The organism is Westiellopsis prolifica IICB1, from assembly GCF_004323185.1.
Taxonomy (GTDB): Bacteria; Cyanobacteriota; Cyanobacteriia; order Cyanobacteriales; family Nostocaceae; genus Pelatocladus; species Pelatocladus prolificus_A.
The window spans coordinates 3,439,271-3,466,195 of sequence record NZ_NAPS01000001.1 but is presented as its reverse complement, the minus strand read 5'-3'; the positions used below and the strand labels follow the sequence as shown (position 1 = coordinate 3,466,195).

General features: G+C 39.0%; 29 protein-coding genes and 1 pseudogene. 7 read left to right on the top strand and 23 right to left on the bottom strand.

The window, feature by feature from the left end; genetic code table 11:
- Positions 1–145 precede the first annotated feature (145 nt).
- Positions 146–886 (top strand): glutathione peroxidase, encoded by a 741-nt coding sequence (locus B4U84_RS14215; RefSeq protein ID WP_044447180.1) that lies wholly within the window; start codon positions 146–148, stop codon positions 884–886.
- 546 nt (positions 887–1,432) lie between these two features.
- On the opposite strand, the gene B4U84_RS14205 is transcribed toward B4U84_RS14215, so the two are convergent.
- Complete coding sequence (locus tag B4U84_RS14205; RefSeq protein ID WP_131118601.1) at positions 1,433–1,603, bottom strand: papain-like cysteine protease family protein; 171 nt, start codon at positions 1,601–1,603, stop codon at positions 1,433–1,435.
- A gap of 561 nt (positions 1,604–2,164) precedes the next feature.
- Between B4U84_RS14205 and B4U84_RS14200 the strand changes: the two are divergent.
- Positions 2,165–2,311, top strand: a pseudogene (locus B4U84_RS14200) (GMC oxidoreductase); the annotation flags it as partial.
- Between the two features lie 174 nt (positions 2,312–2,485).
- Here the strand turns inward: B4U84_RS14200 and B4U84_RS14195 are convergent.
- The 5 genes from B4U84_RS14195 to B4U84_RS14175 all read right to left on the bottom strand — a co-directional run bounded on the left by B4U84_RS14195 (position 2,486) and on the right by B4U84_RS14175 (position 7,104).
- The gene (locus B4U84_RS14195; RefSeq protein ID WP_131118597.1) at positions 2,486–3,088 is read right to left on the bottom strand and encodes a cytochrome c oxidase subunit 3; all 603 of its coding nucleotides are present in this window, start codon (positions 3,086–3,088) and stop codon (positions 2,486–2,488) included.
- Positions 3,089–3,211: 123 nt separating this feature from the next.
- Complete coding sequence (gene ctaD / locus B4U84_RS14190) at positions 3,212–4,915, bottom strand: cytochrome c oxidase subunit I (RefSeq protein ID WP_131118595.1); 1,704 nt, start codon at positions 4,913–4,915, stop codon at positions 3,212–3,214.
- A 15-nt stretch (positions 4,916–4,930) separates the two neighbouring features.
- Positions 4,931–5,908, bottom strand: a complete 978-nt coding sequence (locus tag B4U84_RS14185) for a cytochrome c oxidase subunit II (protein WP_131118593.1) — start codon at positions 5,906–5,908, stop codon at positions 4,931–4,933.
- A gap of 93 nt (positions 5,909–6,001) precedes the next feature.
- Positions 6,002–6,607, bottom strand: coding sequence for a DUF2231 domain-containing protein (locus tag B4U84_RS14180; RefSeq protein WP_131118591.1), 606 nt, complete (start codon positions 6,605–6,607; stop codon positions 6,002–6,004).
- Positions 6,604–7,104, bottom strand: coding sequence for a DUF2231 domain-containing protein (locus B4U84_RS14175; protein WP_131118589.1), 501 nt, complete (start codon positions 7,102–7,104; stop codon positions 6,604–6,606). Before B4U84_RS14175 ends, B4U84_RS14180 begins: the two co-directional genes overlap by 4 nt.
- A gap of 568 nt (positions 7,105–7,672) precedes the next feature.
- Here B4U84_RS14175 and B4U84_RS14170 point away from each other — a divergent pair.
- Positions 7,673–9,022 carry an IS4 family transposase gene (locus B4U84_RS14170; protein WP_131118587.1) on the top strand — a complete coding sequence of 450 codons (1,350 nt, stop codon included), beginning with the start codon at positions 7,673–7,675 and terminating at the stop codon, positions 9,020–9,022.
- A gap of 96 nt (positions 9,023–9,118) precedes the next feature.
- Here the strand turns inward: B4U84_RS14170 and B4U84_RS14165 are convergent, their stop codons facing one another.
- From B4U84_RS14165 to B4U84_RS14155, 3 genes are all read right to left on the bottom strand, one after another.
- Positions 9,119–9,355 carry a BrnA antitoxin family protein gene (locus B4U84_RS14165; RefSeq protein ID WP_196797879.1) on the bottom strand — a complete coding sequence of 79 codons (237 nt, stop codon included), beginning with the start codon at positions 9,353–9,355 and terminating at the stop codon, positions 9,119–9,121.
- A gap of 10 nt (positions 9,356–9,365) precedes the next feature.
- Positions 9,366–9,653, bottom strand: a complete 288-nt coding sequence (locus B4U84_RS14160) for a BrnT family toxin (RefSeq protein ID WP_017312658.1) — start codon at positions 9,651–9,653, stop codon at positions 9,366–9,368.
- Between the two features lie 388 nt (positions 9,654–10,041).
- The gene (locus B4U84_RS14155; protein ID WP_476425380.1) at positions 10,042–10,224 is read right to left on the bottom strand and encodes a PDDEXK family nuclease; all 183 of its coding nucleotides are present in this window, start codon (positions 10,222–10,224) and stop codon (positions 10,042–10,044) included.
- Positions 10,225–10,364: 140 nt separating this feature from the next.
- On the opposite strand from B4U84_RS14155, the gene B4U84_RS14150 reads away from it, so the two are divergent.
- Positions 10,365–10,853, top strand: coding sequence for a hydrogenase maturation protease (locus B4U84_RS14150; RefSeq protein WP_017312655.1), 489 nt, complete (start codon positions 10,365–10,367; stop codon positions 10,851–10,853).
- A gap of 52 nt (positions 10,854–10,905) precedes the next feature.
- Here the strand turns inward: B4U84_RS14150 and B4U84_RS14145 are convergent, their stop codons facing one another.
- Together B4U84_RS14145 and B4U84_RS14140 are read right to left on the bottom strand one after the other, a co-directional pair.
- Positions 10,906–11,274, bottom strand: coding sequence for a hypothetical protein (locus B4U84_RS14145; protein WP_017312654.1), 369 nt, complete (start codon positions 11,272–11,274; stop codon positions 10,906–10,908).
- Between the two features lie 736 nt (positions 11,275–12,010).
- Positions 12,011–12,607, bottom strand: a complete 597-nt coding sequence (locus B4U84_RS14140) for a CBS domain-containing protein (protein WP_165490285.1) — start codon at positions 12,605–12,607, stop codon at positions 12,011–12,013.
- 1,198 nt (positions 12,608–13,805) lie between these two features.
- On the opposite strand from B4U84_RS14140, the gene B4U84_RS14135 reads away from it, so the two are divergent.
- A complete protein-coding gene (locus B4U84_RS14135; RefSeq protein WP_016862633.1) occupies positions 13,806–14,015 on the top strand; it encodes a TOBE domain-containing protein in 210 nt (69 codons plus the stop codon).
- 59 nt (positions 14,016–14,074) lie between these two features.
- Here the strand turns inward: B4U84_RS14135 and B4U84_RS14130 are convergent, their stop codons facing one another.
- The 11 genes from B4U84_RS14130 to B4U84_RS14080 all read right to left on the bottom strand — a co-directional run bounded on the left by B4U84_RS14130 (position 14,075) and on the right by B4U84_RS14080 (position 21,385).
- Positions 14,075–15,019: a heme o synthase gene (locus B4U84_RS14130; RefSeq protein WP_131118585.1), complete on the bottom strand. Its 945-nt coding sequence runs from the start codon at positions 15,017–15,019 to the stop codon at positions 14,075–14,077.
- Between the two features lie 146 nt (positions 15,020–15,165).
- Entirely contained in the window at positions 15,166–15,417 is a 252-nt protein-coding gene (locus B4U84_RS14125; RefSeq protein ID WP_131118583.1) for a FeoA family protein, read from the bottom strand.
- Between the two features lie 314 nt (positions 15,418–15,731).
- Entirely contained in the window at positions 15,732–16,031 is a 300-nt protein-coding gene (locus B4U84_RS14120; protein ID WP_026082099.1) for a 2Fe-2S iron-sulfur cluster-binding protein, read from the bottom strand.
- 108 nt (positions 16,032–16,139) lie between these two features.
- Positions 16,140–16,511 carry a HesB/IscA family protein gene (locus B4U84_RS14115; RefSeq protein WP_131118581.1) on the bottom strand — a complete coding sequence of 124 codons (372 nt, stop codon included), beginning with the start codon at positions 16,509–16,511 and terminating at the stop codon, positions 16,140–16,142.
- A 117-nt stretch (positions 16,512–16,628) separates the two neighbouring features.
- Entirely contained in the window at positions 16,629–17,417 is a 789-nt protein-coding gene (locus B4U84_RS14110; protein ID WP_131118578.1) for a HesA/MoeB/ThiF family protein, read from the bottom strand.
- 10 nt (positions 17,418–17,427) lie between these two features.
- Entirely contained in the window at positions 17,428–17,745 is a 318-nt protein-coding gene (gene nifW, locus B4U84_RS14105; RefSeq protein WP_017312647.1) for a nitrogenase-stabilizing/protective protein NifW, read from the bottom strand.
- Positions 17,742–17,945, bottom strand: coding sequence for a CCE_0567 family metalloprotein (locus B4U84_RS14100; protein ID WP_017312646.1), 204 nt, complete (start codon positions 17,943–17,945; stop codon positions 17,742–17,744). Before B4U84_RS14100 ends, nifW begins: the two co-directional genes overlap by 4 nt.
- Positions 17,946–18,028: 83 nt before the next feature.
- Positions 18,029–18,505: a NifX-associated nitrogen fixation protein gene (locus tag B4U84_RS14095; RefSeq protein WP_131118576.1), complete on the bottom strand. Its 477-nt coding sequence runs from the start codon at positions 18,503–18,505 to the stop codon at positions 18,029–18,031.
- Positions 18,502–18,918: a nitrogen fixation protein NifX gene (nifX, locus tag B4U84_RS14090; RefSeq protein ID WP_102149476.1), complete on the bottom strand. Its 417-nt coding sequence runs from the start codon at positions 18,916–18,918 to the stop codon at positions 18,502–18,504. The genes B4U84_RS14095 and nifX overlap by 4 nt, the downstream gene beginning before the upstream one ends.
- 289 nt (positions 18,919–19,207) lie before the next feature.
- Complete coding sequence (locus B4U84_RS14085; protein ID WP_131118574.1) at positions 19,208–20,551, bottom strand: serine/threonine protein kinase; 1,344 nt, start codon at positions 20,549–20,551, stop codon at positions 19,208–19,210.
- A 144-nt stretch (positions 20,552–20,695) separates the two neighbouring features.
- Positions 20,696–21,385 carry an urease accessory protein UreF gene (locus tag B4U84_RS14080; protein WP_131118978.1) on the bottom strand — a complete coding sequence of 230 codons (690 nt, stop codon included), beginning with the start codon at positions 21,383–21,385 and terminating at the stop codon, positions 20,696–20,698.
- A 506-nt stretch (positions 21,386–21,891) separates the two neighbouring features.
- Here B4U84_RS14080 and B4U84_RS14075 point away from each other — a divergent pair.
- Both B4U84_RS14075 and B4U84_RS14070 read left to right on the top strand, forming a co-directional pair.
- A complete protein-coding gene (locus B4U84_RS14075) occupies positions 21,892–22,281 on the top strand; it encodes a 6-pyruvoyl trahydropterin synthase family protein (protein WP_131118572.1) in 390 nt (129 codons plus the stop codon).
- Between the two features lie 330 nt (positions 22,282–22,611).
- Positions 22,612–25,827 (top strand): DUF8508 domain-containing protein, encoded by a 3,216-nt coding sequence (locus tag B4U84_RS14070; RefSeq protein ID WP_131118570.1) that lies wholly within the window; start codon positions 22,612–22,614, stop codon positions 25,825–25,827.
- A gap of 394 nt (positions 25,828–26,221) precedes the next feature.
- Here the strand turns inward: B4U84_RS14070 and B4U84_RS14065 are convergent, their stop codons facing one another.
- A complete protein-coding gene (locus B4U84_RS14065; protein ID WP_017312680.1) occupies positions 26,222–26,491 on the bottom strand; it encodes a GlsB/YeaQ/YmgE family stress response membrane protein in 270 nt (89 codons plus the stop codon).
- Between the last annotated feature and the right edge of the window lie 434 nt (positions 26,492–26,925).

Here is a 26,925-nt window from a genome sequence, read left to right as displayed (position 1 = left end):
ATCGCGTCTCTACAGGGTCTGTATTTGTATCAGGTTTTTTGTGAAATGGTATAACAGCTTATTACACCCATTTTTGAGAAAGTTGACAAGCATATTCATAACGAGTACGCTTTAATTAGCAAACTTCCCAGGAGTAAACTTAGTTATGTTGCCAAATAATGAAGGAAAAAGAGTTCCCAACACCACATTTCGTTTGCGCCAGAATGATCAGTGGGTGAATGTGACAACTGATGAACTGTTTAAAGGTAAGACTGTTGTAGTTTTTTCTCTACCTGGGGCTTTTACACCCACTTGTTCATCAGCTCATGTTCCAGGCTACAATCAGTTGGCGAATACTTTTAAAGACAATGGTGTAGATGAAATTGTCTGTGTGTCTGTCAATGATACCTTTGTGATGAATGAATGGGCAAAGGATCAGGAAGCAGAAAATCTAACTTTTATACCCGATGGCAATGGTGATTTTACTGAAGGCATGGGTATGCTAGTCGATAAATCAGACCTGGGGTTTGGCAAACGGTCTTGGCGCTATTCAATGTTAGTCAAAGATGGCGTTGTTGAAAAGATGTTTATTGAACCTGAAGAACCAGGAGATCCCTTTAAGGTATCTGATGCTGAGACAATGCTGAGGTATATTAACCCAAGCGCAGTCAAACCGAAATTGGTTTCTCTGTTTACAAAACCCGGTTGTCCCTACTGTGCGCGTGCCAAAGAAATGCTCAAGCAAAATGGTTTAGACTACGAAGAAATTGTCTTGGGTAAAGATGCGACCACTCATTCCTTAAAAGCGATCGCAGGTGCAACAACTGTTCCCCAAGTATTTATTGATGGTCAACACATCGGTGGTTCTGAAGCTTTAGCAAGTTATTTGAGCGCTACTAGAAGATAATATTTGTTGAGATTAAGATAATTCGATTGACATTTAAACTCACCAGAGACGTGCCATGGCGCGTCTTTAGGATTTTTTTGCTGGATCAATTATTCTGCTCACTAAGCGTATTGTGCGATGAACTAATCAAACTATCGTGTCCTTACGACAAAAGTTAGTGTCCTTACGACAAAAGTTAGTGTCCTTACGACAAAAGTTAGTGTCCTTACGACAAAAGTTAGTGTCCTTACGACAGAAGTTTGTGTCGTTACGACAGAAGTTTGTGTCGTTACGACAGCTTGTTTAAAAATCAATACGGTTCAGATAAGACCACAATCTCTTGTAGAGACGCGCCATGGCGCGTCTCTACAGGTCAAATTTTTGCACTAAAAATCCTTAACTGAACCGTATTGGTTTAAAAATAAGATCAACTTAGTAAAATTCAGTATCCATTTGCACAGGGGATGATTATGCCATCTTTAGCAGGAAAAGTTGCAATTGTAACAGGTGCATCGCCCTTAATTGGACGTGCGATCGCGTTAAAATTAGCAGAACAAGAAGCGTCGATTACTGTGAACCATTAATTTCGCAATCTGTGCGCCCTAATTCAGCATTGACAATTTTGGCTTGCGTCCAAGAGGTTGCTGGCTCATAAAACTTGGCAACACTATATGAACAACCAGCCCAGCACCAGTTAGTATTTTCTTGTGCGTAGATCGTGAAATTCAGTTCTGCCATATATTTACCTTTGGTTACAAAATGGCTCAACTTGAGCAAAGTGATAGTAACAAAAGCTTCTGGACGTTTTGAAGAAACTGCGACTGAAGACTTGACATAAAGATATTTTTATGAGTAGGCAATCACCGCATTATCCAGAAGTTGTATCTAGCCAGCTATATAAAGCCGACCAGATTCAAATCAAAACCACTGTTATAATTTCTTACTTGGGAAGGTTTGCGTAATAAATTCATGGTTTTTCCTTTTATTCCAAGAACTGTATGGCACGCAAAAGACAACTCAACACAACAATTTTCGCCACAAGACATTAGTCCTGTGGAGAATGCACAATACTATTGCAGCAGCACATATAATTGCTACCTGAAAGCGTCTGTCTTTACTTTTGCCAAAGCTGGAAGTCGCTTAAAATGCATGTTTATAAACTTGATTGTTTTTACTCTCTCAGATATTTAATGAGAATGCAAGGACAGTTAAGACAGTTAAGACAGTTATTATAAATTTAATAAATTCCTAATACTCTTTTACTTGACATATATTGCATTGACGGCGTGTTGCTTATTATCTCATGGTCTTGTCTATGGCGATCGCAACTTATTTGTTGTTGATGGTTCTCTCATCCCTGGTTCGACAGCTTGTACTAATCCTTCACTTACGATCACAGCTTTAGCAAAACGCAGTATGAATCGTTTTCTGAATCGAATTTTTTGATTGATTTCAAAAAATATGAGTGCGATCGCCTTTAGCTTTTGTGCTTAGTGAAAGCAATGCTGCAAAGCAGCCGCTACGCGATCGCACTCAGAGCAAAACAAAAATAAACCGCTTGAGGTATAAGTCACCCAAGACGGTTTATCGTTGATTTTGGTTTTTTGGTTGTCAGGTAATTTACTGCCAAACGTAGAGAAGCACAAACAACACAATCCAAATCACATCCACAAAATGCCAAAAAAGTGAAGTTGCATTCACACCAAAATGACCAGATTCAAAATTACCCGGAATAAAAGAACGCACCAAAATAATTAACTGTAACAAAATTCCAGTCAAAACATGCAAACCGTGAAAACCCGTTAGCAGATAAAACATTCCACCAAACGCGCCAGAAGTAAAACCAAACTCCAAACCTCTCCACTCAATCGCCTGTCCAATCAAAAAGTAAATTCCCATCGCCATAGTTGCCAATAAAAACAGGCGATATTTCCACAAATTGTGACATTGCAGCGCCCGTTCCGCCAAATAAATCACAAAACTACTAGCAACCAAAACCACCGTATTAATAGCAGGCGCAACCACCTCTAACCCATCAACACCAGCCGGTAACCAATTAGGAGTTGTGAGTTTATAAATAATATATCCAGCAAAAAAACTCAGAAAAATAACACTTTCAGACAACAAAAACACAACGAAGCCAAACATTTTATTGCCTTCTTCATCGTGAGAATGCTCCGCTTGATGCAGATGCAACTCCTCTGAAATCATATAACCGTCCATTCCTGAAATTCTCCTTACTCTCTTTCTCTGTGTACTCTGCGTCCTCTGCGGTTTGTAATCAATATTCTTTCAATGAAGATGCGGAGAATCTTCTTACAGAACTCTCCGCATTATCTAGCCGCATCAATCTACACTCGTCAAATTAGGGTTAGTAGACAGATAGTTATGCCTATGAGTTTGAGCCACTAAAGGCTCTGATTTTCCATATCCATAAGGCTCACTAATCACCACAGGAATCTCTTCAAAATTTTCTACAGGTGGTGGTGAAGAAACTTCCCATTCCAAACCAATCGCTTGCCAAGGATTAGCCGATGCTTGCTCGCCACCTACCCAAGCACTAATCATATTTAAAATAAAAGGTAGAGTAGACATACCTAACATAAACGCACCAACACTAGCAACAATATTCCATAACTCATACTCTGGAGCGTAGGAAGCAACTCTACGCAACATCCCTTGTAAACCCAATGGATGCATAGGAAAGAAGTTAAGATTAGTACCAATAAACGCTAACCAAAAGTGCAACTTACCCAAGCCTTCATAGTACATTTTGCCCGTCATCTTGGGGAACCAATGGTAGATGGCTGCATACATCCCCATAGTTACCGTCCCGTAAAGGACATAGTGAAAGTGACCAACAACAAAGTAAGTATTATTGACATGAACATCCACAGGCACAGAAGACAGCATGATACCTGTAATTCCGGCGAAGACAAACAACACCAATCCACCCAAAGCAAACAACATGGGTGTAGTTAGGCGTAATTTACCGCCCCAAATCGTCGCTACCCAGGCAAATACTTTAATCCCAGTGGGTACGGAGACAAACATAGTCGTCAACATGAAAAGCATCCGCATCCAACCAGGAGTACCACTAACATACATGTGGTGTACCCAGACGATCGCACTCACTACGGCAATTAAAATTGAGGAAACGGCAACTACTTTATAACCAAATAAAGGCTTACGAGCATAAACCGGGAATATCTCTGAGAAAATCCCAAAGATGGGCAAAATAATTACATAAACAGCAGGGTGTGAATAGAACCAGAAGTAATGCTGGAACATGACTGGATTACCACCGTTCGCTGGGTTAAAAAAGCCAGTACCAACGGTGAGGTCGAGTAACAGCATAACTGCGCCTGCTGTCAAGGCTGGGAGTCCGAAAAGTTGGATAATTTGAGCGCTGAATACTGCCCAAACAAACAGGGGCATTCTAAAGAAGGTCATCCCTGGTGCGCGCATCTTGACAATTGTGGTAACAAAGTTGACTGCTCCCATAATAGAAGATACACCAGAAATGGCTACTGCCAACAACCAGATGACTTGTCCGTTAATTAAGTTACCTGTGGGATTTTGGAGACTGACGGGCGGGTAAGACCACCAGCCAGCTTGGGCTGGACCACCAGGAACAAAAAAGCTAGCCATCAACAGGATGCCGACAACCGGAACCATCCAAAAAGCGGCAGCGTTGAGGCGAGGAAATGCCATGTCCCGCGCCCCGATCATCAGGGGTACGAGGTAGTTAGCTATACCAACTAAGGATGGGAATGTCCACAGGAACAGCATGACAGTACCATGCATGGTAAACATGCCATTGTACATGGTACGATCAATCAAATCTGAATCAGGGGTGATGAGTTCTCCCCGCAGTATCATGGCAAAGATACCGCCAACAAGAAAGAAGATAAATGAGGTAACAAGGTACTGAATACCAATGACCTTGTGATCGGTGCTAAAGCTGAAGTATCGCTTCCAGTTATCAGGACTGGGGTGATGGGTTTGTTCACCTGCGATACCGATATTTTCGATGGTAATGTTCGTCATCGCTTTGTTTTCCTATTAACCAGGATAATTAACCAGAGGTGGTTCAGCAGGGGCGACAGTTGTCCAGCCATCTGCTTGAGCATATTCAGAAGCTGCTTGATTTTTGGCTGGGGTAAGCTTGCGGGTTGCAGCTTTGGTCAGCCACTGATGATAATCTTCTGGTGATTCAACGACAACATCGGCTTGCATAGTTGCAAAGTATGTACCACTGTATTGAGAATCAGTGAGTTGATATTTACCAAGCCGAATAGGAGTGAATTCAAAGTCTATAGTTTGGTTGGGAACTATGTCTTGTTTGAGGCGAAAGGCTGGTACGTATAAGCCATGAAGAACATCTTCAGATTGCAGTGCTAAACGCACTCTTTTATTAGCTGGTAAGTGCAGTTCGCTACTGGTGACATTCTTTTCTGGATAGTGGAAGACCCAAGCCCATTGTTTAGCAAGAACGTCGATTTTTTCTACAGGTTCTAGGTTAGACGCGGAGGGTGTGAGATCCGGTGATGCGGAGAGTGTTTTTGATAAATTCCCCGTGTCTCCGTGTCCCCGTGTCCCCGCTTCCTCCTTTGGTGCTGCATAAGCTGATTCCATCCCCATCGGCATACGGAAATGGACATGTTCATTTGGGCCTTGAATTCCCATTTGCTCGTAGATTTGGTAGCTGTAACCAGCAATCCACAGCACTAGCATAATGGGGATGGCTGTCCAGACGACTTCGAGGGTAATATTTCCTTCGATAGGTGGCCCGTCGATGATTTCACCTTTTTTCGCCCGATGGAAAATTACCGAATACATCAGGGTTCCGGTGACACCCAGGAAGATAAATGCTCCAAGTGTTACCAAGAAGCTAATCAAGTCATCAACGAGTAATGATTCCGCAGCTGCTTGGGGAGGAAGCCAGGAATAAGCCTGTTTTCCAATCCAGAGACTGGTAGTAGTCAGTGCGATCGCACTCGTTGCAAAGGTCAGTATTTTTAGTAATTTCTGGATTTTCATAGTAAAAAGTCAAGGGTCAATGGTCAATGGTCAATAGTCAATAGTAATTTGTCAAAACTCTGGACAATTGACAATTGACTTTGGACAAAGGACTTACTTAATCATGGCGTTGAGGTCTTGACCAACTCTGAGCAATTGGTCGGCGGTGTTGTGGATGCCGAATTCCGCAGCCATTTGCGCTCCCAATGTGCCGTGAACATACATCACAAACATGATCGCCATTCCGACAGCTAGATAACTCAACTGCACTTGTCTATCTTCGTGTTTGCGCCAAATAAAGCGCTGGAATCCTCGCCAGACCGTCATCCCGACAATTAGTGCTAGGAGTATAACACCACCCACACCATGCCAAAGCATTGTTTCCATTGCTTGCATACCCCAGGCGCTCTTGACATCCACTGGTGCTTGTGCAAGCATGATTTCGTAAAAACCTGCTGCAACTGTCAAAAAGGTAATCAAGGCTGAGGCGAGCATGTTATACCAGCCAACATCGAAGAAGTTCGCACGTTCGACTGGTAATGCTAAATATTTGTAGACGAATTGATGTAGGGGGAAAAATACACCGACAATATCAAAGAGAATCGCAATGATAAACAGACCTAAGGTCAGATGAACTAAGTTGGGATGAATAGGAATGCTGTAGGGAAGTCCGTTCGCGCCTAGTTGCGCTCCCAATTGATCAATCAGTTCTGCGTTCATCGCAAAATACCATCCTTTACTGCTTCAACTACCGGTACTGTGTGCAGTCCATACACCCAAACAAGTTGATCTCCTAGATATACTTGCATACCAACGATGGTGACTAGAAGTAGTCCTACTCCCAAATAGCCAATGGGTAATTTCTGGGGGTTGCGCGTACGAATTACATAACGCCAAGCTGTAATTGCAGCAATAATTCCTGAAAGTGACCAGCCAATCAGAGTATGTATATTTAACACTGATTTTGCTAGATGATAAGGTGTTGCCAAACCTGCTTCAAATTGACCAAAAATGATCGCCACAAAGATAGCGACGGTAGCAAGACACATATTCCACCAGCTGACCTCGAATAGCCGGGAGTTGCGGGTAAAATAACCTATCGCATCACAACAGAAGGCAAACAATACCATTGCGATCACAAAGTGAACAACGATGGGATGTATTGTATCTGGATAGGGTAAATTGTGGTCGTTCAAACGCGTTAGATACTCAAGCATAAAATTCTCCTGGGTATGTCTACTGCATATAAGCTCAATTTCCAAGATTGGCATCTCAAAATATCATTACCAGCATTCATACCTAACCAATTTGGTTATAATTTATGTGCGGCGAAATCTGGTTAATTAAGAATTAGCTTGGTTGTAGGATAGGATGAATTTAGTTTAACTTTTAGACTTAAAACTTAACAATTAGCATACAACGATAATATTCTTAAACAAAACTAAAAAATGTATTTTTTAATCAGAACTATAATTACTAAATGTCAATAGTGAACTATTATTAATAATGTATTAATATAAACTTTTTGCTGATTAATAAAAGTATTTTTCATTTAATTTGTATTAAAAATAATGGTACAATACAAACTAGATTTTGTTTGTAAATAAAAAACATCAGGGAATATTTCTCTTTTCTTGATTTACACCTGATGTGAATTAAAACAATATAGAGTCATTGGTCACAAGTTAAGAAAAAGAGCCAATTGTCAAGGGGGTATGTCAAAAATCGGTAAAATAGGCGCTCAAGCTATATCCAAAAAGGAATTGAGACATCCCTTAAACCCACATGAGTAGCACCAAGAGCATTAACCGAGACCATGCGAAGAAGAAGAATCGTCCGCAACTGGAAAATGAAGCGATCGCCAGTCGGTTAGAAAACCTATTAACTCCAGCCATCGCTGCCCAAAAAAGCTACTACCGCCAACTGAAATTAAGAGACAGGATTCTCAACCTACCATTAATGGTGGCCGCCGTATTAACTTTATTGTGGCGAGAAGTTCCTGGGGTACAAGAATTAACCCGATTATTAAACAGAGAGGGATTTTTGTGGTGTGAACCCCAAAAAGTTAGACAACAAGCATTATCGCAAAGATTTTTAACTTTTCCTGCCATTTTATTTGAACGAGTCTTTAAAGAATTACTACCTCATCTGAGAAACGCATGGTCTTTGAGAAGCTCTCGACCATTACCAGAAAGCATACAATTTACATTAAAAAGATTTGAAAGGATATGGATAGCAGACGGTTCAACATTGGAAGCATTATTCTGTAAACTAAAAAGTTTAGAAGATGCGCCAAAGGGTCAACTAGCGGGAAAAATGGGAACACTAATGGATTTAGTAACTCATCTCCCTGTAGAAATTTTGTTTTGGACAAATCCCAAGCAAGCAGATACTCATTGGGAGGGAGATTTACTTAGATTAGTGAAAGCCAACACCTTATTGCTGCTAGATAGAGGCTTCTATCATTTTACTTTTTGGCAAGAACTAATTAACAGAAAAATTGATTTTATTACTCGGATAAAGAAAGGGGCATCTTATCAAGTAGAGCAGGTATTAACCAGTAGTTATGACATCAAAGACCGTATTATTAAGATAGGTTCTGGCACAAAAAAAACACCTATTGTCACTGTAAGGTTAGTAGAAATTCGGTCAGGAAAGACATGGCATTCCTATCTAACTAGTGTACTTGAACCCCAAATTTTACCCCCTTATGTAGTAGCAGATTTATATCGAAGACGCTGGCGAATTGAGGATACGTTTTGTACGGTGAAACGCTTACTATGTTTAAGTTATTTATGGACTGGTTCTCTCAATGGAGTGCAATTACAAATCTGGGGAACTTGGCTATTTTATGCGATTTTAGTAGATTTAGGAGATGGAGTAGCAGATGAATTAGAAATACCGTTCGAGCATATTTCTTTAGAGATGATTTATCGAGGTATGTATCATTTTTCTGTAGCTTATGAAAAAGGATTAGAGTCAGACCCAATTAAGTATTTTGCTGACCCCAAAAATCGGGATTTAGGAATTGTCAAGCGAGAGCGAAAACCTAATACCAGGCTGATTGTCTCCCCCTTTCCTGCTACTCAACGAAGCCCCGAAGAATTTTTTTTCCAACCCTCCCTTAATAAATAGCGCCACATTTTAATTTTTCACTCCGACAAATACGAGCATTTGTACTTATTGACAAAAGTGCTTTTAGCTTAACTTGTGACCAATGATATAGAGTTGTTATGCTGATTGATGCATGGTAGCAGCTTTTTTTTGTGCTTCTGCATAGATTCGTAGTGCAGCAGCCATATGCTGTTCAGCTTCTTCACCCTTTGATTGGAACCATGCCAGAGTTTCAGAATCAACACGAATAGCAACTGTAGCCAATGGCGATGCAGGCATTCTTAACTTTGCCTTTGAAAAGAATTCGTCTGTAAGAGGGGGAATATCCGAGGTGTCAATTTCATCGTCAGTCATTTCGTCAATTCTAGACCAATCGGTTTTTGAGGTATTGCTCATAACGCTTCCTTTCATGTGAGAGTGCTTTTCTTAAGGAAATTATACGAATTGTTGCTTCATCAGGCTCAGTGTAAACAACTATCACCACACGTCCATCCAGTAGTCCAATTCCGATCCATCGATCTTCACCATAGTCGTTGCGCTCATCAAGGTCAACCGCCATCGGCAAGTCAAAAACTCGATAAGCATCAGCAAAATCGAAACCGTGCTTGTCAATATTAAGTTCGTTTTTTCGTTCATCCCACTCAAAATTCATGGGTTAAACTCATCACTTTTCAATCATGGAAGCAAATAGCTTTAGGGTACAACACACCTATAAGCTTTGTTTGAATCGCAATATGAATTAACTAAATGCTATAGCAATCCGATTTGATTTATGAACTTACTCGTGAAGGTAGGGAACTCTTAACGGGGAACTCTTAACAGAAAGTGTACTGAGTTTTTTTCAAAAATCACATAGGAGTTCTATATTTCACCTCTGCTCTAGTTCCGTTTCTGCAAGTTAAGCACAAAATCTCATGCGATCGCGTGACTTTTTAAAACAGTCGCTACAAATTTTAGGAATACAAACGACAAACAACCATTATTGGTCGGTCGGCTTAAAGGCAGTGTTAGCCAATTATCAACACAAATGTCACTCAGAATCAAGTTCCTTGTACTATAAGTAACGAGACTGAATCTGTATAATTTCGGTAGGTTGCACTATGTTTCCCTTGTGGTATTGGTTTCTGGATAATTTTACCGTCAATGTACTCACTAGCAGGTTTAGTTTCTGGTAATTGTAGAAACTCCGCCAATGTCAGCGTTTTAGATAGTGCTTGTACCATTTTGGGCTTGCCTTTAAGTCTACTAGACCAAACACTAATGTCTATTTTAGTTGTTTGTTATAGTTCTGAAAGAGTTTTGGAAAAAATCATGCGTTAGACTTGTTTAGCCTTACCCACCCCACTGAATTCACGAACAACAAATGACAAATGACCAAGAACAAATAACAATTATTGGTTGCGGAAATCTCAACCGCAGCGATGATGCTGTGGGTGTCATAGTCGCCCAACGCTTACAACAATATCTTGCTGAACATCCCCATCCTTATGTGCAAATTTATGATTGTGGTACTGCTGGGATGGAAGTGATGTTTCAAGCAAGAGGCTGTAAACAGTTAATCATTATTGATGCAAGTGCAACAGGTTCCGAACCAGGCGCTGTGTTTAAAGTTCCTGGTAAAGAACTAGAGGCTCTACCAGAACCCAGTTATAATTTGCATGATTTTCGTTGGGATAATGCTTTAGCCGCAGGTAGAAAAATCTTTCAAAATGATTTTCCGCAAGAGGTGATAGTTTATTTAATTGAAGCGGCAAATCTTGATTTTGGTTGGGATTTGAGTCCTGCTGTTCAAAAATCTGCTGACTTGGTTTTTGCAGAAATTCTAACTATTCTCAAGTCCAAAAATGACTAGAGTGAGATTTTAGATTTAATCCAAAATCCAAAATCTAAAGTCTAAAATCGGATTACGCCCGATCTCGATAAACTGCTAGCTCATCTACTCTCATTTCAAAAGGTAATCCCTGCTTTTTAGGCGGACAAACGCGAATTTTGGCACTGTTGATAATGTCGCCTAAAATTGCTGCCATTGGCACGATTTTTTGGAGAACACGCCAGTTAGTAATTTGGTCTGGACATTCAACTACTAAAGTCAAAGCATTGGCGTGACTAAGAATGTACCAGCGACAACTAGATAATAGTTTTTGAATAGTGCGATCGCAAGCATTATAAAAATAACAACTAATAGAATTTTCTAGTTGCTGCCGTAATATAATATCTGCTGAAGTTAGCTGAAGAGGATGTAAATCATCCTTTGGTAAAAATTCCTTGTTCATCTCCTTCTCTCTCAACTAGTCTATATAATTTACACTCAATATGATCAAACTTATAGATCTTTTTTAGTTCGCAAATTACAAATATTGGTTACATAGCAACCTCCAATTATTACTATATGAATGATAATAAAATTATTAAGATTAACGTGAGTTGAATTGGTAAAAATTCCCTCTGAACAAACCTGTTTCTCACATTAATAATTTCTCTTGTTTTTGCATAATGAGATAGAAGTCATACCAATTTCCTTTAAAAGTGAAACATATTTTTTTGTAGAGACGCGATATATCGCGTCTCTACATTATTTATGTGTATCGCGATTAACGTGAAATGGTATGAGAGGTTTGTTTTACTGACGTTAAAATTAAAAATTAATCTTAGGTTCATCTCTGGATAGTTCCAGCTAGATTTATGATAAACAGAAAATATTAAAAAAAAGAATCCCTTGATACTATTATCTTGTAAAATATCAATCTTTAAGTTAATGTCAAATCAATTTATCAAGAATGTGAGAAAATAATTCTCAAATTCCAACTTATAGATGCGAATTGCGAGCCTGTCAATTACTATAATCGACAGCTAAACATCTCTAGTTAAGGGTATTTTGATTATAAAAATAATTTTGATAAAAGTTCTCAAATATAATTACATAAAAAGATCATTAACAAAGTAAATATCAAATATGTAGGGTGCGTTAGACTTAGTTAACACACCCTACATAATTTAATACTTACCTTATTAACCTACACTTACTGGATTACGTCCATTACAGAATAGTTGTCTAGCTGTTTTTTCTGGTTTTGGTGCGCCATAAAAACATGCTTCTGCTTCGAGTTCGTCTACAAAATCCCAAGCTTCTACAGCTTTTTTAGAATCCCCACCGTAGTTAGTAGAAATTGAACGAGCATTTGATACGGCTTTTTGGAGTTCTTTTTGCAAGAAAGCTAATTTGGGCTTTTCAAGGAAATCACCCTTGGTAATAATATCAGTAACAGAAATAATGCCAAGTAATTCACCTTGAATCACAGGCGCACGCCAAACACCCGTATTAGAAAATAACCGTGCAACATATTCCACATCAAGGTCGGGATTGACAACGATGCAAGGCTTACTCATAATCTCATAAACATGTACCTGTTTGGGGTCTTTTCCATAGGCAACCACCTTAGATACAATATCAGTTTCGGTAACAATCCCGTATGCATCTGCATCGTTACGAGGTTCTACAATCAACGCTCGTAATTCTTTAAGCCTCATAAGTTTGACTGCTTCTGCCACAGTAGCTGAACCACGAATAGTAGCTACATCTTGAGTCATAATATGCTTGGCTCTCATAATTTCTGCTCCTTTTCCTTGATGTAAGGAAATCAATTCTGTAATTCTTTCCTAGCTGCGTGAGTGTTGAAGATACACGCCTGTTTTAAATCTAAATAATTAGGCTTAATTGCAATTCCTGAAAGTCACCGCTGTCAAAAGTGATTATGAATTAATTTTAGCCAATTTTTGTTCTCTAATTTCTAAATAAACTTGGCTATTTTTTAGAATAAGATTTACGCATTTACCCATTATCAATAACTAAAATACATCTTTAATCGTCTGAAATAGAGAATCTAGCCAAGATGTAGAATATCATTAATTAGAGAATTAGATAATCACTTTTTACAGGTTCATTTTGGTTGACAGGCAACAATTTATCCTACATTTATATCTTATATCTCTCAGCAAATTAGGCAAGGATTCAGTTATAAAACTTTGCAGTAATATTCATTAACAAAACGATTAAAAAAAAGTAAATTTATGATTAATATTATTAGTTTTATAGTAAGTTAGCACTTTTTACATAAAAAATATTCTGAGTATGGCAATCTTATATGATTTGTAAAAATCGCAAAGTCCAGATCCCCGACTTCTTTAAGAAGTCGGGGATCTTGTCTCTCAGATGCTATATGTGTATTTAAATCTCAATTAACAACTATAAAAAAATATTCTCATTATTGAAATCTGATCATATTACCCATTTTATTATCAATAAATAGATTTACTAAGGAAACCAGGCTTGAAGGCATTTGACTTGTCAATTATTTTTATTTCGTTAGTACAGACAGATTAGTACACCTGCGCGGACTACTAATAAAGAATAATTGTAGATAATTTTTAGTTTGTTTAGAATTATTTTTGTTGATAGGAAGCTTGTTAGTATCATTATAAAAATAATTATTTTGTCTGTATATTAGGTAACTAAATAATTAAAAATTAATTTTTATGAGAGACAATAACCCCGACTTTTTTAATAAGTCGGGGTTCTGAGTTATATATCATTATTACTATGAATCTCAAAATTTTTCTAGGTACAATAATCAATAATAAATTACGTTTGCTATATTTATAAACTAGTCACAAAACAGAGTATATCAATATATTTTATCTTGTATAATTTACAACCTAATAAACATAAAAACAATCTAAAGAAATACATGTATGTTCTGATTGGATGAGTAATATTATTGAGTCAAATAGGTCAAGATACAAAAAAATGAAAATAAGCGCTCGTAACACTCTGAAAGCTACTGTAAAAAAAGTTGTACCAGGGTCTGTCAACACCGAAGTTATATTAGAATTAGCACCTGGTGTAGAAGTAACTGCTATCATTACAAAATCTTCAGCAGATAGCCTTCAACTTGCTGAAGGTAAAGAAGCTTATGCTGTGGTGAAAGCAACAGATGTCATGGTTGCTGTTGATTAAAAAATCATCTAGTTATTTGTTGTTTGTTGTCACAACCAACAAACAACAAAAGACACAATTCAATTAACCAATCTCATCATTATTTGAGTGAAATAGTGAGTGACTGGTAGACTATCAACTACCATAGCAGCACATAAAAGCATCATATAGAGAATAGAGTAAAGAAAGAGCGATCGCGCAGATTGTTTATTCTCTGAATCTTGCAAAAGCGTCCAAGCTTTTTTAATCAAGATAGCTCCCATAATAAAAGCTATACAGCCATAAATCACACTCATTTTTTGCAGAGGATCTATCAATAAAAATGTCGCAGGGACAAGCATTAAAGTATATACCCAAATCTGCCGAGCGGCGGTAATATTATCAGTAACTACAGGCAGCATCGGTACACCTACCTTGGCATAATCTTCACTAATCATCAAAGCTAACGCCCAAAAATGAGGAGGTGTCCACAAAAAAACAATCGCAAACAATAACCATGCTGTCCAACTAAGTGTACCAGTTACCGCAGCCCAACCTACCAACATCGGAATCGCCCCAGCAGCACCACCAATGACGATGTTCAGTGAAGTATGGCGTTTGAGTAAATGGGTGTAAACCCCCACATAAAATAAAATCCCAGACATTGCTAACAAAGCGCTGAGTAAATTCACAAACACTGTCAGCAAAGTGAAAGAAATACAAGCTAAAGCGATCGCAAATATTAAAGCATGAGTAGGCTGGACACGCCCAGAAGGTAAAGGACGATGGCGCGTCCGTTCCATTTCATAATCGATATCGCGATCATAGACGCAATTAAAAGTTTGAGCGCTAGCAGCAGCAAAAGTACCACCAGCCAGAGTTACTAACATTAATATCGGATTTAATTTTCCCTCAGATGCGATCGACATACTAGCAGCTGTAGTAATCAATAGCAGAGGAATAATTCGAGGTTTTGTAAGTTGATAGTAACTCCGAACAACTTGTAAAAAGTTGTGATAGTAGCGTGTGACGGTATTCTCAATCATATTTTTAATTTGAGAAGAAAAGGTACATATCTTGGTGTAACTTACCGAATCAAATTTTCTTAGTGTCTTTGTGTTTTAAAAATTATCTTTTTCACCACTAAGACACTAAGAATAAAATCAAGAATTTAATAGTGCTAAACATGTAATTATTTATTCAATAAGCGAACGTATATTTGACTAGCAATTTCCTTATTTATCACTAATTTTTGTGAATTGAATTTAATAACGACGTTAGGAAAATTTTGTTCTAACGTAAAGCATATTCCCGGACTTAGACCCAAAGATATCACTTGATTTAGAATCTTTTCGTCCTGAGTGTTACAAAACAGAATAATTCCTTGCTCTCCAATTTTTAGTAATTCTAATGAGGAACCAGTGACACTAAAACTGTTAAACATTTAATACTTAGTGGTTGGTTGTTAGTGGGTAGAGTGTAGAGGTATTAGTACGTATAAAAATTGCAATGATCTATAATTAATAAAATCAAAAAATAGATATTTATTTATAAAAATAATCTAAAGAATAAGAAAATAACTATAAAAATACGTTATCTTATAATTAAGAAAAACATTTGAAAAATGATTGTTATGAACTGTTCACTTCATTAAGTATAAATTTTTATTTTTTAATAAAGAAGTCATAGCCGTGTCATAGCTATGACTTCGAGAAGAGCTAAGGAAAGAAAAATACAGGGGAGAAAAAAATGAAATATTTAGACAAGATAAGGTTCTTGATGGGTTTTGATTGTGCAATTAGAGCGAGGATAGGTAACGCAAAGTAATGCAAATCCTTTGGACATTTGCTCATCATCTAAGAAGATTTGCTCAGATTGATCTACTTCACCTTCAACTACTTTACCAACGCAGCTAGAGCAAGAACCAGAGTGGCAAGAAAAAGGTAATTCAATACCATTTTCTTCTGCTCCTTCTAGGATAGTAGTATCTTCGTCAATTTCAATTGTGGCGTCGAGGTCTTCTTTTTTGTTGATTAATCTTACTTGGTAGGTAGCCATTGTTGTGTTCTCCTCAAAAATAAATTTGTTGATATTTGTTTGTTGATAGTTGTTTGTGACTTGTTGCTTCTCAACAACAAATAACAAAGAACCAGCAACATTCATTTATTAGTTGCAAGGTACACCTGCTGATTGACAATCACTAGTTTTGAATGATTTGCCACAACCACAAGTTTCTGTTGCGTTGGGGTTGATAAACTTAAAGCCGCCTTCCATTACACCATCAATAAAATCGATGACAATTCCTTTTAGTAATGACGCACTTTCAGCATCAACGTAAAGAGTAACCTTCCCTTGCTGGATGACCAAATCGTCTGATTTTGGCTGGCTGGTGACATCCATTGCATATTCATAACCACTGCAACCACCATCTTTAACAGATATGCGGATACCTTTTGTGGCGCCATTGGCATCGGGAGCAGAACCTGCTAAAAATGTCCGTAGACGAAATTCTGCTTTCTCTGTCAAAGTAACAGTCATCAGACCTCCTGAGTTTTAAAAATTTGTCATTTGTCCAAAGTCAATAGTCCAGCGTCCAGAGTCAACAGTCCAATTTCAATAACCATTGACGATTGACCATTGACCAATGACCAATGACTAATGACTAATGACTGTGGATTTCGATTGCAAGTATCTCCAAGGTGCATTGTTACCGCATACTGGACAGCAGCGATCGCGATAGGAACGACGTTTAGCAAATTCCATGCGGGTTAAATCTATTGTCAGTAGTTGTGATAACAAAGGTTGACTATAGCCAGTGATCAGCTTGATTGCTTCCAAAGCTGTCAAACAAGCAAGAGTTCCAGATACAGCACCTAAAACTGAAAACCCGCGTCTATCCCAGTCTGGTTTCTCTGGAAATAGACAAGATAAACAAGGCGTCACACCAGGAATAATCGTAGTTAAATAAGCCTCCATCCCGTCCATTGCTGCTTCCACCATTGGTTTGCGCCAACGTACACAAGCAGCATTTAGCAGATCACGCTCCGTAAAATTATGGGCGCAATCTAGGGCCATATCAGCAGATTTCACCAAGGAGTCAACATTGTCCTGAGTAATATACTCATGAACTGCTTCCACCTGGATATCAGGATTGATGGCTTCGAGAGTTTCTTTGGCTTTGAAAACTCTTGGTTGACCAACCCAATCGTGCGTCATCAAAATCTGACGATTCATGTCATCCAGTCGCAGATCACCACCCCGGACTAGGATCAGCCGCCCAACACCTGCTACTGCTAAGTAAAGCGCTGCTGTACCGCCTAATCCTCCCACACCTGTCACCAGAACAGTTGCTGACTTGAGACGCTTCTGCGCTACTTCGCCAAAATTCGGGAGCATCATTTGGCGACTGTAACGTTCTAACTCGGTAGGCGTTAGGTCTATCACTTTTTACCTCCTAATCAGAAGTGATTTCTGTCAGCGTGACTACATTTTTAGGCTTCTGTTTAAATACTTTGAACAGCTTTTGTTCTTGAGGTGTGGATTCCAGAAAAACCTGATAAGCTTGTTGTAAAGCCTCACAATATTTATTTAATCTCTCTTCTGAATTTAGGTCAGTATAATTCTCATCAATTTCTTGAATAGATTGGGAGAATTTTTTCAAAATATGTAGACGATTTACACTTACAACTGTTTGGTCATAAGGTAGACCAAAAAATTCAAAATATTCCTCCGCCTGTGTAAGCTTTTGGAATTTGTTCCAATCTTCACTCATTTGCCTTGCTCCATGATTTTGAGTTGTTGCTTTAGTTCATCCAGCTGACGATAAATTTCATAAGTCGCAGCCGCAACATCCATAAGTTTTTGGTAATCTGTTGGCAACCCTTCCGCCAAATCATGCAGATCCATTTTCATTTGACCTGCTTTACTATTGAGGCGCTTGATTTGAGTTTGTAGTTCTTCAATCTTCGTCATTTGTCCTTTGTCCTTTGTCCTTTGTCATTCGTCATTTTTCTTTTTTCTTTACCAATGACTAATGACCAATGACTAATGACTAATCATAATCTTCCAACTTCAGGAAAATTTTGAGCTAGTTCAATGCCTTTTTGAACTAGTTTTTCTCCTTCTTCTGCTACTTTTTCTAGCGATTCAAAACCGAAACGATGAGCATCTCTTAAGGTTTTGACTGTCAACAAAAGACGACCAGAAAAAACTAACGCCCAGCCAAAACCTTCGTGGCTTAAATCAACTACAACTTGCGATAACAAACCAGTTTCTTGTTCAATACGAGCAGCAACAGCACGATAAAATGCCATTATTCTGGCAATGGTTACTGGATCTACCTCACCTTCAACAGATATTTCGCGTTTCTTTTGTTTGCTAACTACAAAGGGTTTGAGGATTAATTCATCTGACCAATTGCGGAAAACACCGTAAGTATCTTGACCACGAATTTGTTGAACGATCGCTTTCAAAAAAGGTGAATTTACAACTTCACTAGGGGCGGTTCCGTTAACACTATTTGTTGCACTCATACAGTTGTTTCTTCTTCTAGTTCTAATTCATCAAAATTCAGATTTTTTTGCTGCAAAGCTTTACGTAACCAAGGTGGTGGACTACCTTTGAGAGTTTCAACTAATTTGTTGAGCGTATCAGCAATTTCATCTTGCTCGGAACGTGCTTTAATTGGAGTGACACCTGTTTTCAGTAATTTGGCAGCAGCACTACTACCAATTGCCGCAACATACACAATCGTGCATTCTTTTAAAGCATTAAGTTTGGGAACAAGTTTATCCTCGTTACCATCTTCTTTGAGGTTTCCATTAAATTTGATAGTTTCTACAAATTGATAACCATCTTGGGAAACTTCATAAACATCAATCATCTTTGCCCAACCAAAATGAGCATTGACATGAACTTGATCACTAGTTGTGAAAGCTATTTTCATTTTTATTTGTTAGTAGTTAATGGTTGGGGATTGGGGATAAGGGGTAACGGGGATCGGGGATTGGGGATTGGGAAAACGATGTGTGTAATGAATTGCGTCTAAATACTGCAAAGAGAAATATCTCAGTAAATACAGGGAGACTATTAAGTGACTACCTGATAATTATACTTACAGTAATTTTAGCAACTAGTCTAGTAGATCACCATATAATTACGGCTATCTTTAAGTAAATTTTGCTAAAGATGAACTTTCCGACTAGGACAGTCTGATTTTTCACGTAGGTATAAGCTCAAAGTCCCAACCAATCTTTGATTTCTTTAACTAACCATTGCTGTTCTACATCAGCTACTTCTGGACTAAAGGCACCAAATTTGTATTTTTGAACTCCTGCTTCAATACTAATTGCCATTAAGGGTCGATGATTCACAGAAATTGATTCACGGTTGATACTGACATTGTGAATAGCTGAAGTATTTCCTCGCTTTCTGCGATAGCATTGACCAAATAATTCCCACTCCATGAAAAAGTATTTATGATCAAAACGAATATATACTTCTCCAAAAGCAGGAAAGATCAACATACTCAGTGGTAATAAACCAACCAGCCAATGAATTAATAAAAAAGGATGGAAAATACCTCCTGTGAACAACAGCAGAATTCCATACCATAAACTCACAAAAAATAATAAAAAACTATCGGAAGATTGTATTCCTCGTGCTGGTATTTTAATTGCTAGATAATTAACTGTTTTTTTAAGATGAATGCGGCTACCATGAGGTTGAGAAACTAAACCAGCAGAATAAGTGGTTAGACGACTGTTGAGAACTTCTAAAGCTTGAGGCGCTGTGTGAAATCTTTGCTCAACATCTGGTTCGGTGAGGGTTTCTAGCCAACGCAGAAAATGAGGACTTAAATTAGTGCGATCGCTAAATTGAATCCGCATATTTCTTTGTGGTAAATCGGCGGGAGAAGTACCTGTTACTAAATGAATTAATGTTGCTCCCAAAGCATAAAGATCGGAAGCTGGAACGGCTCGACCACCAAATTGTTCGATGGGTGCATATCCATAAGTTCCCACTACTGTAAAAGTAGCTCCTTGAGCTGTGGCTCGATCTTGTACTGCACCAAAATCAACCAAATAAACTTGTTGATCTTCACCCAAAATTAAATTACTTGGTTTAATATCCCGATGTAAAACAGGGGGGATTAATGAGTGTAAATAAATCAGAATTTCTAAAACATCAGAGGCAAATTTTCGGACTTGCTCTTCAGTAAATTTTTGTCTTTGATTGAGTAATTCTTTGAGAGATGAACCAGGAATATATTGTTGAACTAAAGCAAACCAGAGAATACGGTCATCAATCGAAAAATAATCGCGATACTTAGGAATGCGAGCATGATTTAATTGTTTGAGAACATCTGCTTCCCGCTCAAATAGTTTCAAATCATCCCAATGTACCTGATCACCAAACGCTAAAAACTTGACTATGACTAATTCTGCTGGTTGAGTTGCGAGATCCTCAGCTAACCAGGTTTGACGACCTGCATTTTGTCCCAATTTTTGTTTGAGTTGGTAGCGAGACTCTTGTGGAGTCGCTTCGCGAACGCGCAATATTTGCCCCGCCTCAAGCATGGATAAATACTCCAGTCAAGCGATTTAATCTTAATGTAACAAGTTTTGAAAAAATAAATGGTGAATACACTGGTGTTGGGCATTGGGCATTGGGCATTGGGTATTGGGCATGGGGCATGGGGTATTGGGCAAATCCAAAATTGATTAGCTCCTAAATAATCTTGTGTACAGCGTTTCATGTCTCATACTCGCCAAAGATAATCCCCAAGTACAGCAACTAAGTTCATCATCTTCTAAATTGAGAATTTGTGTTGTGGCGTGACTAAGTAAAGGCTGTAGTTCTAGTAATAATTTTTGCCCCGAAGTTTGACCAAGAGGAACGAGTTTGACTCCGGTGGTGATTAAATTATTTGCCCAAGAATATAGATATCCTAGTAAGGCTGCTTGTATATTTATTTGCCAATGGACAGCAGCAACACTAAAAGCGATCGCATAATTACAACAGTTACCCACAGCATCGGCTATCCCTTGAATTTGTGGTTGTAATTCGACTAGCAAACGCATGAGCGATCGCCCCATTCCCAAACTCGAAGCACGTAATTCTTCAGTTTCCCTCGCCGCTGACAACCAATGATTCCAACGAGATAAACTCTGCAAATCTCTCGCCTGTACTGAGTAATAACCCCGGAGCATAACAGCCGCTTCGATGCGAATCGCCCCATAACGTAATTCCATTTCTATCCAATGCTTGAGATTTTCTCTCTGAGCGATCGCGCCATCTTCAACTAAAGTTTCTAAACCTTCAGAATAACTATATCCGCCTACTGGTAAACTCGGACTAGCCAGTTGCAATAAACACAACAAATTAAGATCAGTAAGAGCAATGGTGTCCATGTGCATCTGTTTTTGACGTGGGAGTGGTCTATCGATTTTGGATTTTAGATTTTGCAAAATGTTGGTCATTCATCAACTCATATCTTGTATCAGCTTTTCATCCCGCCAATAAATAAATTTATTGGCTAATAGCTAAAGTCAGATAAATCTGACTAGGACGATGTTTGAGTCCGTTTTAACGCAATACGGTTCAGTTAAGGATTTTTAGTGCAAAAATTTGACCTGTAGAGACGCGCCATGGCGCGTCTCTACAAGAGATTGTGGTCTTATCTGAACCGTATTGCGTTTTAACGGACTTATGCTATTAGCCTGAGAATTAATTCTGAGGCGGGATACGGGGTTGGTGCAAGATATCAGTCAAGGCATCTTAGCACATCAAATTAACTGCGGCGGCGTAGCCCTAAATTCTATATGCAGCCGCACTCACCAAACCTAAAAGCACAGTTACGATCAAAAAAGATATACTTCTATATTTTGTGTCGGAACTGGCTGCGAGGCAATATTCAATGCCCAAATGGAAACTAGTAACTGAATTCTCGTTTAACAGCGCCCATTACATTAAAGATTACGATGGCCCCTGCGGTCGGATGCATGGGCATAATTATACGGTGCGAATCGAAGCAACCGCATCCAAGTTACATTCTTCTCAATATTGTCCACACCCAGTGATGGTAGCTGATTTTAGAACTTTACGCTGGGCAAAGCAAGATGTTTCTAAAGGCGGACTTGATCACTGCATCCTCAACGAAATTTTACCTCCTGAGTACGAAACAACTGCTGAGATGATTGCTAAATATATCTATGACAAAACTAAAAAACTACTCCCAGCAGATGTGCAACTGAAAGTAGCGGTGTCAGAAACCCCCAATAGTTGGGTTGAATACGAAGACGATTGAAGTAGGTATCTTCGTGTCTTTGTGCCTTATACCAATTCTTCGTGAAGCTGCATAGAATTTTACCCCTCCCCAACCCTCCCCGCAAGCGGGGAGGGTGTGCGTTAGCGCGGGTGGGGTCTTTGTATGCGTCTTCATATTAAATTGGTATTAGTGGTTAAATAAATTTTCTTCACCACCAAGACACCAAGACACCAAGACAGAAAGAAAACTTGATGAAAATTGAGCTTTCAGTGCAAAATTAAGCAAAAAATAATTCATTCTTAAACTTCTAGTGACATTTATGAAGTCAGGAAAAATCTCAATTTGACTTCTTTGATCCTGGAGGTATTAATGGCTAATTTGTTCTTCTCGGAATATATTGAGGGAAGCAGCAACAATAAAGCACTAGAAATTTATAACGGTACTGGTGCAGCCATTGACTTGAGTTTGGATGGCTATGTTATCCAGGTATATTTCAACGGTAGCACTTCTGCCGGTTTGACAATTAATCTCACTGGTACAGTCGCAGATAACGATGTCTTCGTGCTTGCTCAAAGTAGCGCCAGTGCAGTAATTCTTGGTCAGGCAGATCAAACCAATGGCGCAGGATGGTTTAATGGTGATGATGCGATCGTCCTGCGTCAAGGTGGTGTCAATGGCGCAATAATTGATTCTATTGGTCAAATTGGCTTTGATCCAGGTACAGAGTGGGGAAGTGGACTGACTAGTACAGCAGATAATACCCTGCGTCGCAAAAGTGGTTTGATCAATGGTGATACTAATCCCTTTGATGTTTTTGATCCAAGTGTGGAGTGGGATGGTTACGCTACCGATACTTTCGATAATTTAGGATTTTACACGACAAATGGTCAGACACCGTCGCTGAGTTTAACTGTTTCTCCTACTAGCTTTTCAGAAACAGCAGGAAACAATGCGGCGATTGGTACAGTTACTCGTACGGGAAGCACAGACAACGCCTTGAGCGTGACTTTAACTAGTAATGATACTAGTGAGGCAACTGTTCCCACAACAGTAGAAATTGCAGCGGGACAAACTTCCGCAACATTTAATATTGCTGCTGTGGATGATGCGATCGCAGATGGTTCACAAACTGTTACTCTTAACGCTACTGCATCGGGCTTTACCAACGGCGCAACCACCGTCACAGTCACAGATAATGAAGTTACGGCTGGGAATATCCGTATTCATGATATCCAAGGTGCTAGCCACGTTTCACCCCTTGTTGGTCAAACAGTTAGCAATGTTCCTGGTATTGTTACAGCTGTCGTTTCTAATGGCTTTTATTTACAAGATCCCAATCCTGACAGCAATGATGCGACTTCCGAAGGGATTTTTGTCTTTACTTCTTCTGCACCCACAGTCACCGTTGGCGCTTCGATTTTAGTTAGTGGTACAGTAACAGAGTTTCGTCCTGGTGGTTCTGGGGGTACTAACAATCTTTCGATTACCCAAATTAGCAATAATCCCACAATCACCGTATTATCAAACGATAATACTTTACCGACAGCGACAATTCTCGGCAACGGTGGACGAACAATCCCCACAACGGTGATTGAAGACGATGCAACTGGTAATGTGGAAACTAGCGGCACTTTTGATCCGTCTCAAGATGGGATTGACTTCTACGAAAGTGTAGAAGGAATGCGAGTGCAGGTAAATAATGCAGTAGCAGTCGGCCCTACTAATGATTTTGGTGAAATCCCTGTACTTGCTGATAATGGTGTTAACGCTAGTACCCGGACAAATCGTGGCGGAATTGTCATCCAGCCAGGAGATTTTAACCCAGAACGGATTATTATTGATGATGCCATCATTACAAATGAACCAAAAGTAAATGTAGGCGATCGCTTTAATGGTTCAGTTACAGGTGTAATCGATTACAGCTTTGGTAACTTTAAGCTCTTAAATACTACTTCTTTGCCAAGTGTAACTTCTGGTAATTTGACTCGGGAGACAACAACAATTACAGCCAGTGAAGATAAACTAACTGTTGCCACCTTCAACGTTGAAAACCTCGATCCTGGTGATGGTAGTGACAAGTTTACTAGCTTGGCAAATGCGATTGTTAACAATCTCAAGTCACCAGATATCATTAGTTTAGAAGAGGTGCAAGACAACAACGGCGCTACAAATGACTCTGTTGTTGATGCAAATCTAACTTACCAAACTTTAATTAATGCGATCGCAGCTGCTGGTGGTCCAACTTACGAATACCGTCAAATTAATCCGGTGGATGACCAAGATGGCGGTGAACCAGGTGGTAATATTCGTGTTGGTTTCTTATATAATCCTAACCGTGTAGATTTTGTAGACCGTCCAGGTGGGACATCGACGACCGATACAACAGTCGTAAATGGCGAACTTTCAGCTAGTCCTGGTCGCCTAGTTGACACCAACCTCTCAGATGGTGATGCTTTTGCTAATAGCCGTAAGCCTTTGGTGGGTGAGTTTGTCTTTAATGGTAATACAGTATTTGTAGTAGCCAATCACTTTAATTCTAAGGGTGGCGACCAACCCTTATTCGGACGCTTCCAACCACCAACACTTAGTTCTGAGGCACAACGTACACAACAAGCTCAAATTGTCAATAATTTTGTAGACAGCGTTTTAGCAGCAGACCCCAACGCTAATGTTGTGGTCATGGGTGATCTCAACGACTTTCAGTTTTCCAATCCCATTGCAACCTTGAAGGGTGGTGTCCTGACTAACTTAGTTGATACTTTACCAGTAAATGAACAATATACTTACGTATTTGAAGGTAATTCCCAAGTACTTGACCACATTTTGGTGAGTAACAATTTAGTCAGTGGTTCTGAATTTGATGTTGTGCATATTAACTCTGAGTTTGCTGATCAAGTCAGTGACCATGATCCGGTGATGGCTAGCTTTAAACTATCTCAAGTATACAACGAGATTGTTGGTACACCAGGTAATGATAATCTCGTAGGAACAGCCGCAAGCGATCGCATTCGGGGTTTAGAAAAAAATGATACTCTTACAGGCTTAGGTGGTAACGATCTTTTGGAAGGTGATGAAGGCAACGATACCATTTATGGTGGTGATGGAAATGATACTATTTACGGTGGTGAAGGTAACGATAAGCTTTATGGCGAAGCTGGGAATGACAAGATTTATGCTGGAAATGGCAACGATCAAATAGAAAGTGGTGAAGGTAACGATATTATCTATGCTGGTCAAGGTAATGATCAAATTTCCACTGGTAATGGTGATGACGTAATTTATGCTGAAGCTGGTAATAATAAAATAGATTCAGGTTCAGGCTTCGATAAAGTATTTAGTGGTAGTGGTCGTGATACCTTTGTGCTAGCTGCTGGCGAAGGATTTGATCAGATTGAAAACTTCGGATTCACAGAAGATCGAATCGAGTTAAATGGCTTAAATTTTGCAGACATCACAATTACCCAAGGTATTGGTGCAGATGCAAATAACACACTAATCAGTGTGACAAGTACTGGTGATTTGTTAGCTTCTCTAATTGGAGTACAAGCAAACACAATCACAAATTCTGTCTTCAGCGCCAATTAAATAATATCAGGTTCGCTTGATTACTTATAATTCGCGAAGAACCCCACCCCGGTTTTGTCTAAAGCCAAAACCTCCCCTCCCCGCACGCGGGGAGGGGATTAAGGGGTGGGGTGCAATGACTGTGGTAAGTATAACTAATTATCCGAACCTGATATAAGTCGGCACAAAGTTTATTAAAAATAGGACTTACGCAAAAAACCTCTCAAACTCTCATTCCTCTGTGTACTCTGCGTCTCTGCGGTTTGTTTTTCTGTTACCCGTGCGTAAGTCCTAAAAAACAATAATAGCGCCTACCTATATTTAGATAGACGCTACTTTTTTCTTTAAATTCAGGGAAAAATATAATGTAATGCATTCCCTGAGTTTTATTATAAATTGAGTGTAATTTCATTAATTACACAGTACGACGATTTAATGCATTCCACAAGAAAATAGCAACAATTGCACCCAGAACTGCGACTAAAATACCAGGAATGCTCAGAGAAGCAGCCGCCAGTGCAAAGCGTCCCGTAGCGAAGAACACGCCTAGACTACCACCAACAAATGCACCAATAATACCTAAGATAATTGTTCCTAAAATACCGCCGCCTTGATGACCGGGGTAGATAGCTTTGGCAATAGCACCAGCAATTAAACCTAAAACAATCCAAGCAAGAATATTCATTGTTCTGTATTTGGTAAACGTTTTCTACTAACAAATACAGATTAACAGTCTCAACATTGATATCCAATCTACCAACAGAATTAACTATTAATTAGCCGAAAGTAGTACTTCAATTACTACCATTCTTTTAGATATACACCTGATTTGAAATAGATAATCTAATTAAAAAAAGCTCCTAGTACATATAAGACTAGGGGCTGAAAATTTCTTGCTTGGTAATTGCAGTATATGCATTTTTAATTACTGCTTAACTCTACTTTAAGAATTAAGCTCAAGTTAAAATCGGGATCAAAACTAGTATTTGCTAGCTTGTGGGGTGTGTTGCTCGCATACCACTAGACAAAGTTTATCGCGATCGCTTTCCCGTTTGTAATAAATGGGTTCCCGTTTGTAATGAATGGGTTCCCGTTTGTAATAAATGGGTTCCCGTTTGT